A 9,514-nucleotide genomic window follows, 5' to 3' on the forward strand; every position below is an offset into this window, starting at 1 on the left:
AGGCGAGAGCGTAGGACACGTCGTCGACCGGCAGGCCGGCCCTGGATCGCGCTTCCTATTGCGGATTGCGCAGCCGGGCCGGATTCCCCCCCGCGACGCCGCCCGCCGGCACGTCTCGGGTCACCACGCTGCCCGCACCGATGATGGCGTCGTCCCCGATCGTCACGCCCGGCAGGATCACCGCCCCGCCGCCGATCCAGACATTCGCCCCGATCACGACCGGCCGGCCGAATTCGAGCATCTGCCGGCGCTGGGCCGGATCGCGCGGGTGGTCGGCGGTGAGGATCTGCACGCCCGGCCCGATCTGCGTCATGTCGCCGATCGTCACCTGCACCACGTCGAGGATGCAGCAGTTGAAGTTGAGGAACACGCCGCGGCCGAGGCTGATGTTGTAGCCGTAGTCGCAGAAGAAGGGCGGCCGGATGTTGCAGCCCTCGCCGACCCGGGCGAAGGCCTCCTCCATCAGCGCCTGCCGCTCCGGCTGGCTCGACGTGTTGCGGGCGTTGTAGCGGTCCATCCATTCCGAGATGCGGCGGTTGTCGGCGATCAGCTCCGGATCGTCGGCGATGTAGAGTTCGCCGGCGAGCATCTTTGGCTTCTGGCCCGTCATGGTTCCTCGCTGTCGGTTGGCTCTCGGCCGCGATGCGTACATATGTCCATATCGCATGCGAAAGCCAGCCCGCCCGCGAGACCCGCTTGCCCCCCGCCACACGCCGCCACGATCCCGACCGCCGCGCCCGCATCCTCCGGGCCACCCTCGACACCATCGCCGAGCACGGCGTCGCCGGCACGACCCACCGGCGGATCGCGGCGGCCGCCGACGTGCCGCTCGGCTCGATGACCTACCACTTCGCCGGCCTGGACGACCTCCTGACCGAGGCCTTCACGCTGCTGGCCGACACGGTGTCGGCCCGGTTCACCGAGCGGCTCGCCGCCGCCCGGACCCGCACCGAGGCCTGCGAGGCGGTGGTCGACCTCGTGGTCGACGAGAGCTGGGCCGATCCCCGCAACCTGCTGCTGAGCTACGAGCTCTATGCCTACGCGGCTCGCGTGCCGGCTTTGCGCCGCGTGATGCAGGGCTGGATGGGCAGGAGCCGCGCGGCCCTGGAGCAGCATTTCGCCCCCGAGACCGCCCGGGCGCTCGACGCGATGATCGAGGGCCTGACGATCCACCGTTCGGTCGATCCACGTCCGGCGGACCGCGAGGAGGTGCGGGCGATCGTCGATCGGCTGGCGGAGTAGCGCTCCCGCTTCCTTGAAAAGCCGGAGCCGGCCCCGCATATCCGCCCGCGACGATTTGTTCCCATCGGAGAGCCAACACGTGAGCGAGACTGTGGAGCGGCATTCGTTCGGCGCCGAGGTCGGGCGCCTCCTGGACCTGGTGGTCCACGCCCTCTACTCCGAGCGCGAGATCTTCCTGCGCGAGCTGGTCGCCAACGCCGCCGACGCGGTCGACCGGCGCCGGTTCGGCGCGCTGACCGAATCCGCCCTGGCCCTGCCGGCGGATGCCAAGGTGCGCATCACCCCCGACAAGGCGGCCCGGACCCTGACCATCTCGGATCCCGGGATCGGCATGGCCAAGGACGAGCTGGCGCAGAATCTCGGCACCATCGCGCGCTCCGGCACCCGGGCCTTCAGCCAGTCGCTCGCCGACGCCAAGCCCGAGGAGCGACCGAGCCTGATCGGCCAGTTCGGCGTCGGCTTCTACTCGGCCTTCATGGTCGCCGACCGTGTCGAGGTCACCTCGCGCAAGGCCGGCTCCGACGAGGCCTGGACCTGGGCGTCCGAGGGGCAGGGCGAGTACACGCTGGCCCCGGCGACGAGGTCCGAGCCCGGCACCGACATCGTCCTGCACATGAAGGCCGATGCCGAGGAATACCTCGAGCCCCTGCGCCTCGAGACCATCGTGCGCAAATGGGCCGACCACATCACCGTGCCGGTGACGCTGGTGCGCGACGGCGAGGAGGTGCCCTCCACCAAGGGCACGGCGCTCTGGCGGAAGGCCAAATCCGAGGTCACCGAGGAGGAATACACCGAGTTCTACCGCCAGGTCGCGCACGCCTTCGACAAGCCCTGGGCGACCCTGCACTGGCGGGCGGAAGGCCAGCTCGAATTCACCGCGCTCCTGTTCGTGCCCGGCATGAAGCCGTTCCTCGCCGTCGAGGAGGAGCGCGAGAGCAAGGTGCGCCTGCATGTGCGCCGGATGTTCATCACCGACGAGGCCGGGCTGCTGCCGCCCTGGCTGCGCTTCGTCCAGGGCGTGGTCGATACCGAGGACCTGCCGCTCAACGTCTCGCGCGAGATGCTGCAGGCGACGCCGGTGCTCGCCCGCATCCGCCGCGCGGTGACCGCCAAGGTGCTCTCCGAGCTGAAGACCCGGGCGAAGGACGCGGACAGCTACGCCACCTTCTGGCAGGCCTTCGGGCCGGTGCTGAAGGAGGGGCTGTGGGAGGATGCCGAGCACCGCCAGGACATCGCCAACCTCCTGCGCTTCCGCTCCTCGACCGTCGAGGGCTGGACCTCGCTCGCCGACTACGTCTCGCGGATGAAGCCGAACCAGGAGGCGATCTACATCCTGGTCGGCGACGACGTCGAGGCGTTGAAGCGCTCGGCCCAGATCGAGGGTTTCTCGGCCCGCGGCCTCGAAGTGCTGCTGCTCTCCGACCACGTCGATGCGTTCTGGCCCGAGCGGATGGACACGTTCGAGGGCAAGCCGATCCGCAGCATCACGCAAGGGAGCGACGACCTCTCGGCCTTCGAGCCGACGGTCTCCGAGGCGGACGCCCCGGCCGACCTCACCGACCTGCTGCCGAAGCTGAAGGAGGCGCTCAAGGACGACGTCTCCGACGTGAAGGCGAGCCAGCGCCTCGTCGACAGCGCGGTGCTGCTCTCGGCTCCGGCCTTCGGGCCCGACCTGCAGATGCAGCGCCTGCTGCGCCGCGCCGGCCGCGGTGCGGGCGGGATGGGCGGCCAGCCGGTGCTGGAGCTGAACCCGCGCCACCAACTGATCCGCCGCATCGCCGAGCGCGCGGCCGCCGGCGAGGATGTCGGGGAGGCGGCACAGACGCTCGTCGACCTCGCCCACGTCCAGGGCGGCGACCCGCCGCGCGACCCCGTCGCCTTCGCCCGCCGGGTGGCGGCGGCCCTGGCGCAGGGCTGACCCGGCGGGGGAGGGAGCGGATAACGGCCGCTTCCTCTCCACCGGCCCTTGTCCACCTGCCCCTGTCCATCTGCCCTCGACGGGCCGGGCGCGGCCCCCGGGCGCGACGGGGACCATGTCCCCGTCCTCCGGACCGTGCGACACCACCGCTCATCCTCGATCTCCCGCAAGGGAGAGAGGGGGCGGCCGCAAATCAGCCATGCGGCACCAAGCATTCCCGCTGCCTGACGCCACTGCACGACCCCGCGCTTTACTGATCCGCAACGGACCCTAACTTTTCGCAGGGAACGACGGAGGCCCGTGCCGCCGGGCCGCGACCGGGAGGGCTTGCCCGATGAATCCGTTGATCCGGAAGCTGGAACGGTTCACACGCCTGAGTGACGAAGACAAGCGCCTGCTGCAGCAGGCCGCCTCGGCCCGGATCGTCAACTACGACTCGCACCAGGACATCATCGCCGAGGGCGAGGAGCCGAACGACGTCAACCTGATCCTGGCCGGCTGGGTCTGCCGCTACAAGCAGCTCGCCGATGGCGGTCGCCAGATCATGTCGTTCCTGCTCCCGGGCGACCTGTGCGATCTCAACATCTTCCTCCTGCGCCGGATGGACCACGCGCTCGGCACGCTCACCCCGGTCGCGGTCGCCAAGATTTCCCGCGACCTGCTCCAGGAGATGCTGAACGCCGATCCGCGCCTCAACCGGGCCCTGTGGTGGGAGGTGCTGGTCACGGCGGCGATCCACCGCGAATGGCTGGTCAATATCGGCCGGCGCACGGCCTTGGAGCGCGTCGCCCACCTGCTCTGCGAAATCTATGTCCGCCAGGACTCCGTCGGGCGGGTGAAGGGCGGACGGTGCGAGCTGCCGGTCACCCAGGTCGAGCTCGCCGATGCGCTGGGCCTGTCGGCGGTGCACGTGAACCGCACCTTGCGCGAGTTGCGCCTGTCCGGCCTGATCGACTGGCGCGACAAGCATCTGTCCATCCCCGACCTCGATGCCCTGACCGCCGTCGCCCGGTTCGATCCCGATTACCTGCACCTCGATTACGAGGGGGAGCGGTTCGACGCGGAATGCTGAACAGGCGTCCGGCCGGCGCCTCCGCGATCACCGCCTGCGACGGACCAGGAAACCGGACGGACGAGGCACCAGAGCGCAGGCCAGGAGGGCGGTCCCTGACCCAGGGTCTCTCATGAGCAATCCGGGTCCTGCTCCAACGGAAGGGACAGACCGGGAGGGAGGCCCCGCAGCGTGCACGGCGCGCATACCCGCTCCGCCTGCGCGGGACACATCGGGTTGACCTGCGCGTCCGTCACGGTAGACATTTCGTCGTCATTCGAGGCATCGGACGCATCGCGCCCGATCTTTCTCCGCTTTGCCGGCCCCTCGGACAGGCCGGCCATCGACGACGATGCCGGATCGTCTTGCGATCGTCAGGCACGCCACGCGCCGCGCCGCCGTCTGATCTCCCGCGCGTCAGGAGGTGACCATCCCCGAGGCAACGACTTCGCTCGCGCCTTCGCGTCCACGCGCCCTCGCCAGCCTCGTCGCCGCCACCGTGCTGGTGCCGCTCGCACTCCTGCTCGTCGGCCTGTGGGAGCAGCAGCGCGGCGCCGGCGACTGGGCCGAGGTCAGGGCCGAGCACGATCGCCTCGTCCGGATCGTGGCGGATCTGGAAGCCCGCACGCCGCGCGACGGACGCCCGGATTTCCGCTTGCAGTTCCGGTACGACGGCCAGCTCTACGGCGGTCCCTACGCGGTGGTGAAGGCGCACGAGGCCCGGGACCGCATGGACACGCTCGCCACGGTGATGGAGTGGCGGCGCCGGCTGCCGCCGGTCGCGATCGCGGGCGGCGCGGTCGCGGCCGGGCTCTCCCTCCTGGTCCTGATCGCCGGCGCGGCGCTCGGGTGGCGGGGGCGCCGGTCGCGCGACGCGCTGGTGAGGGGCTTCTCGCTGGTGCGCCGGATCCTCCCGGCGGCGCTCGCCGTCCAGATCCTGGCGACGACCGCCGGGTTCGTCGCCGTCGTGGTGTTCGAGGCGGGGATCCTCGTCCGGGGCGGCGTCTCGGGCGAGGGCATGAAGCTTCTGGCCGTCGCCGCCGTCGCGGTCGGCGGCACGGTCCTGGCGGCGGCCGGCGCCCTCGTCGGCCTGCGCCGGGCGCTCGATGCCTTCGAGCCCGATCCGCTGCCGATCCTCGGCCGGCCGATCTCGCCGGCCGAGGCGCCGGGCCTGTGGCGCCTGGTCGAGGGTCTTGCCGCGCGGATCGGCGCGCTGAAGCCGGAGGCCGTGGTCGTCGGCCTCACCGACGGCTTCTTCGTCACCGCCGGCCCGGCCGAGCTGGAGCCCGGCGGCGCGCGGCTGTCGGGCCGGATCCTCCATGTCCCGCTGGCGCAGCTCGCCCTCCTGCGGGGAGACGAGACGGCGGCGATCGTCGCCCACGAACTCGCGCATTACGCAGGCGGCGACACCGCCTACAGCCAGCGCTTCCTGCCGATCTATGTCGGGGTCGGGCGTTCCCTCGATGCGGTGGCCGCACGCCAGTCGAGCGCGCTCGGCCCTCTCGGCCCCGCCCTGCATCTCGGCCTGTTCGTGATGGAGCGCTTCCACCTCGCCGTGCGCCACTGGAGCCGGCAGCGCGAATTCGCCGCCGACGCGGTCGGGGCCGGCACGGTCTCGGCCGAGGCCGCGTCGCGGGCACTCCTGCGCAGCGGCGCGGTGGCGCCGCGCATCGCGGAGACCCTGGAAGCCGCCGCCGCGGCACCGCATGCCGCGCCCGCCGACCTGGTGGCGGCGATGCTCGACCGCGCCGCCGCCCGCGGCCTCGACGACCCGGCCATCCACCTGGAGGCCGAGCAGGCCCACCCCACCGACACCCACCCGCCGACCCGCGAGCGTATCGCCGCCCTCGGGCAGACCATCGATGCCAACCTCCTGACGGCCGCCGGCGTCACGCCGCCGCCGCATGCCCTGGGCCAGCTCGCCGCCTATTTCGCCGATCCGGCCGGCCTGTGCCGGGCGGCGACCGCCGACTTCCTCGATGCCGTCCGCGCCCGCGACGCGGCATTCCGCGCCGAACTGGAAGCCACGGCCGCAGGGGTCGGTACCGGCGAACAGGTGCTGCGCGCGAATGACCGGACCCGCGGTCTCGTGCTCGTCATGGCCGGCGGCCTCTTCGCGGCGGTTGCCTTGGGGGTCGCCGTGTTCGGGATTCCCGGGATGCTGCCGCGCGAGGTCGGCGTCATCCTCGTCGCGGCGCTCGCCCTCGCCGTCGTCATGGGCGGGGCCGGGGCCTTCGTCCTGTCGCGGGGCGAGCCCGTCATCCTGGTCCTGCGGGCCGAGGGGCTGACGGTGCCCGGGCTCGACCGGCCGATCGCCTGGGACGACATCGCCGATCTCGACATGACGGCCACCTACACGGGCATCGTCACGCGCATCCTGCTGCCGCCGGCCGCGCCCTGGCCGCAGCGGCTGCCGGGCCACCACGCCGTGAAGCTCGATGCCAAGCGCCGCATCGTCACGCTGCCCCTTCCCCTACCGCACAAGCTGACGCCGCAGGGCTTCGCCGACCTGATCGGCACCTACCGGGCGGCGGCACAAGCCCGGCGGATCCTCGCCGACAAAGCCGTCCGGTCCGAAGCCGAACCTGCCTGAGGATCGGCCAGGACGGATCTGAAAAGAGAGGAGCCGCGAGAGGAACCATGACCGGATCGCCAGAGACCGCCTCGTCCCCGCACCCTGAATCCCTGCGGCTGCCGCCCCGGCGGCAGGGCTGGTTCAACACCATGTGGGTTCTGGTCGGTTGGGTCGGGCTCGGGGCCATCCTGGTCGCCTGCGCCGTCTACACGGCACCGGTGGTGATCTCCGACTGGCAGGTCCACGCCGCGGCGAAAGCCGCCCCGGATGCCCGGATGAGCGAGGGCAGGTGCAAGGCCAGGATCGTCATCCACGTCTGCAACGCGACCCTCGCGCTCCGCACGCCCGAGGAAACGGTGACCCGGCGGGTGAACTACGTCTTCACCGGGCTGCCTGTCGGCGATTACCGCGTCGGGGTGATGGCCGATCCCGCCCGCCCGGACCTCGTCACCACCGATCTCGGCCTCGACCGACTGTGGAACCGGACGATCACCCTCCTGGCAATCATGGGGGCGATCGCGGCGATCCTCATCTGGGCGCCCATCGCCCTGATCCGCAACTGGCGTGCCGCCTCCGGGGACGCCGGTTGACAGGCCAGGGCGACGAGCGAGACGCCCGTTCGCGGGGGCGTCAGCCGGCCCCGTTCCTCACCGGGCCCCGCGCCTCAGGTCATCCGCGATGAGCAGCGCGCTCCGCCCGTCCCCGGCCTCGGCAAGGCGGTTGCGGTAGACCTGGAGGTTCTCGGTCACCCGCTGCACGTAGTTGCGGGTCTCGGTGAAGGGGATGCGCTCGACCCAGTCGACCGGGTCGACGTTCGGGTTGCGGGGATCGCCGTAGGCGTCGATCCACTTCTTCACGTTGCCGCCGCCGGCATTGTAGGCGGCGAAGGAGAGGATGTAGGAGCCGCGCCAATCCTCCATCAGCTCGCCGAGATGGGCGTGGCCGAGGCGGGCGTTGTAGGCCGGATCGCTGGTCAGGCGGTCGGTGTCGAAGGCGGCGCTGACCCTGCGGGCGGTGCGCTGGGCGGTGGCCGGCATCATCTGCATCAGGCCGCGGGCCCCGACGCTCGATTGTGCCCGCGGGTCGAACTGGCTCTCCTGCCGGGCGATGGCGAAGACCATCGCGCGCTCGACCTGCGGCACGGCGGCCGAGGCCTCGTAGGACGGGATGCCGTTGGTCGGGTAGGCGTGCCGGTCGAGAGGCAGGCCGCGCTGCACCGCGGTCTTGCCGATCGCCACCAGGGCGCGGGGGTCGTTCAACGACATCGCGACGTCGCCGAGGGCGTTGAGCTCGGCCGGGTCGGTCAAGCGCTGGGCGAAATCCATGTAGAGCGGGAGCATCAGCTCCTTGATGCCGGCGGCGGCGAGCAGGCGCAGGGCCCGCACGGCGTTGCGGTTCTCGAAGGCGGTGCGGGCGGCTTCGTCGAGGGTGCCGCAGGGCCGCAGCGCCAGGGAGCCCTGGCCGAGCCTGGCCCGGGCGAGCTGGCCGTAATAGGCGATCGGCTGGGCGCTCGCGCGCTCGTAGAAGGCCCGCGCCTCCGTGGCCTGGCCCATGGCCTCGGCGGCGCGGCCCTGCCAATAGGCGGCGCGCGCCACCGAGATCGGCGTCTCGGCAATCGCCGCGGCGGTCGCGAAATGCGTCGCCCCGAGGGTCGCGTCGTGGAGGAAGCGCAAAGCGATCCAGCCGGCATGGAACTCCGCCTCGATGCGCTTCTCGACCGAGCGGGCGCTGTGGCCGGCGGCGACCGCGTAGGCCGCCTTGGCGTCGCCGGCATCGAGGAGCTTGCGGGCGACGATGCGGCGCTCGATCCACCACTCGTCGGAATCGGCCAGCACCTCGGGGTTGCGCGGCGCCTGGACGATCACGGCCGCGGCCTCGGCCGGCTTGTCGAGGCGGCGCAGGTACTGGGCGCGGGAGAAGAGGTAGGAGGAATCCTGGCGCAGGCTCGGCGGCACCGCGTCGAGGGCGGAGCCGGCATTCGCGGCCTTGGCCTCGACCGCGCGGCGGGCCCGCACCAGCGTGCCGTAGGCCTTGCCGGCGTAGGCGGCGGCCCGGCCGGCGGCGTCCCAATCCTCCCGCATCAGCGCCCGCTCCATGCGGTAGCGGTGGTCGACCTCGCCGATCGTGCCCGGGAAGGCGTCGAGCACCCTCAGCTCCAGGGTGCGGCCGAAATTGTCCTCGCGCCACAGGTCGCGGACGAGGAGGGCGGCGTCCTCGGCAAGGCCGTCGGCCTTGAAGGCCAGCGCCAGGGCGAACTTGCCCGGCGCGCTCTGCGGCCGGCGCGCGGCGAAATAGGCCCGCACCAGGGACGCCGACTTGCGCTGGGAGAGAAGCGCTTCCTCGGCGCGCCGGCGCACCATGGCGCCGACCGGCCAGTCCGGGTTGTCGCGGATGAACGCGATGGTGCGCTCGAAGCCGATGCCGGCCCCGGCGCGGATCGCCACCCAGTCGAGCAGGGTGCGGGCGGCCGGGTCCTTGAGACCGTCGCGGATGCGGTCGCCCTCGCTCACCTGCCCGCGCCGATAGGCCTCGACCGCGCTGCGCAGGGCCGGGCCGTCGACCTCGGTGCCGAGGGCCGGCCGGCCGGGATCGGGCACGCTCGGCACCGGGGCGGGGGGGTTGATCGCCGCGTCGGGGACGGGAAACGGGATCGACACCTCCGGATCGGCGGAGGCGAAGGCCGCGGCACTCGCGGGCAAGCGGGATCCGGCCTCGGCCGCCGCGCCCG

General features: G+C 72.1%; 7 protein-coding genes. 5 read left to right on the top strand and 2 right to left on the bottom strand.

What is annotated here, in order from left to right; all coding sequences use genetic code 11:
• Positions 1 to 55 precede the first annotated feature (55 nt).
• Positions 56 to 610, bottom strand: coding sequence for a sugar O-acetyltransferase (locus tag VQ03_RS25120; protein ID WP_048453635.1), 555 nt, complete (start codon positions 608 to 610; stop codon positions 56 to 58).
• Positions 611 to 696: 86 nt separating this feature from the next.
• Here VQ03_RS25120 and VQ03_RS25125 point away from each other — a divergent pair, with 86 nt between their 5' ends.
• The 5 genes from VQ03_RS25125 (at position 697) to VQ03_RS25145 (ending at position 7,376) form a co-directional block, all read left to right on the top strand.
• On the top strand, positions 697 to 1,242 hold the full coding sequence (locus tag VQ03_RS25125; RefSeq protein ID WP_048453636.1) for a TetR/AcrR family transcriptional regulator: 546 nt from the start codon (positions 697 to 699) through the stop codon (positions 1,240 to 1,242).
• Positions 1,243 to 1,321: 79 nt separating this feature from the next.
• Positions 1,322 to 3,160, top strand: coding sequence for a molecular chaperone HtpG (htpG, locus tag VQ03_RS25130; RefSeq protein ID WP_048453637.1), 1,839 nt, complete (start codon positions 1,322 to 1,324; stop codon positions 3,158 to 3,160).
• A 334-nt stretch (positions 3,161 to 3,494) separates the two neighbouring features.
• Positions 3,495 to 4,232: a Crp/Fnr family transcriptional regulator gene (locus VQ03_RS25135; protein WP_048453638.1), complete on the top strand. Its 738-nt coding sequence runs from the start codon at positions 3,495 to 3,497 to the stop codon at positions 4,230 to 4,232.
• Positions 4,233 to 4,635: 403 nt separating this feature from the next.
• Complete coding sequence (locus VQ03_RS25140; RefSeq protein ID WP_483428673.1) at positions 4,636 to 6,804, top strand: M48 family metallopeptidase; 2,169 nt, start codon at positions 4,636 to 4,638, stop codon at positions 6,802 to 6,804.
• A gap of 47 nt (positions 6,805 to 6,851) precedes the next feature.
• Positions 6,852 to 7,376 (top strand): hypothetical protein, encoded by a 525-nt coding sequence (locus VQ03_RS25145; protein WP_048453639.1) that lies wholly within the window; start codon positions 6,852 to 6,854, stop codon positions 7,374 to 7,376.
• Positions 7,377 to 7,433: 57 nt separating this feature from the next.
• On the opposite strand, the gene VQ03_RS25150 is transcribed toward VQ03_RS25145, so the two are convergent.
• Entirely contained in the window at positions 7,434 to 9,485 is a 2,052-nt protein-coding gene (locus VQ03_RS25150; RefSeq protein WP_425350091.1) for a lytic transglycosylase domain-containing protein, read from the bottom strand.
• Positions 9,486 to 9,514 lie beyond the last annotated feature (29 nt).

It is taken from the genome of Methylobacterium tarhaniae, assembly GCF_001043955.1.
In the GTDB taxonomy this organism is placed as follows: Bacteria; Pseudomonadota; Alphaproteobacteria; order Rhizobiales; family Beijerinckiaceae; genus Methylobacterium; species Methylobacterium tarhaniae.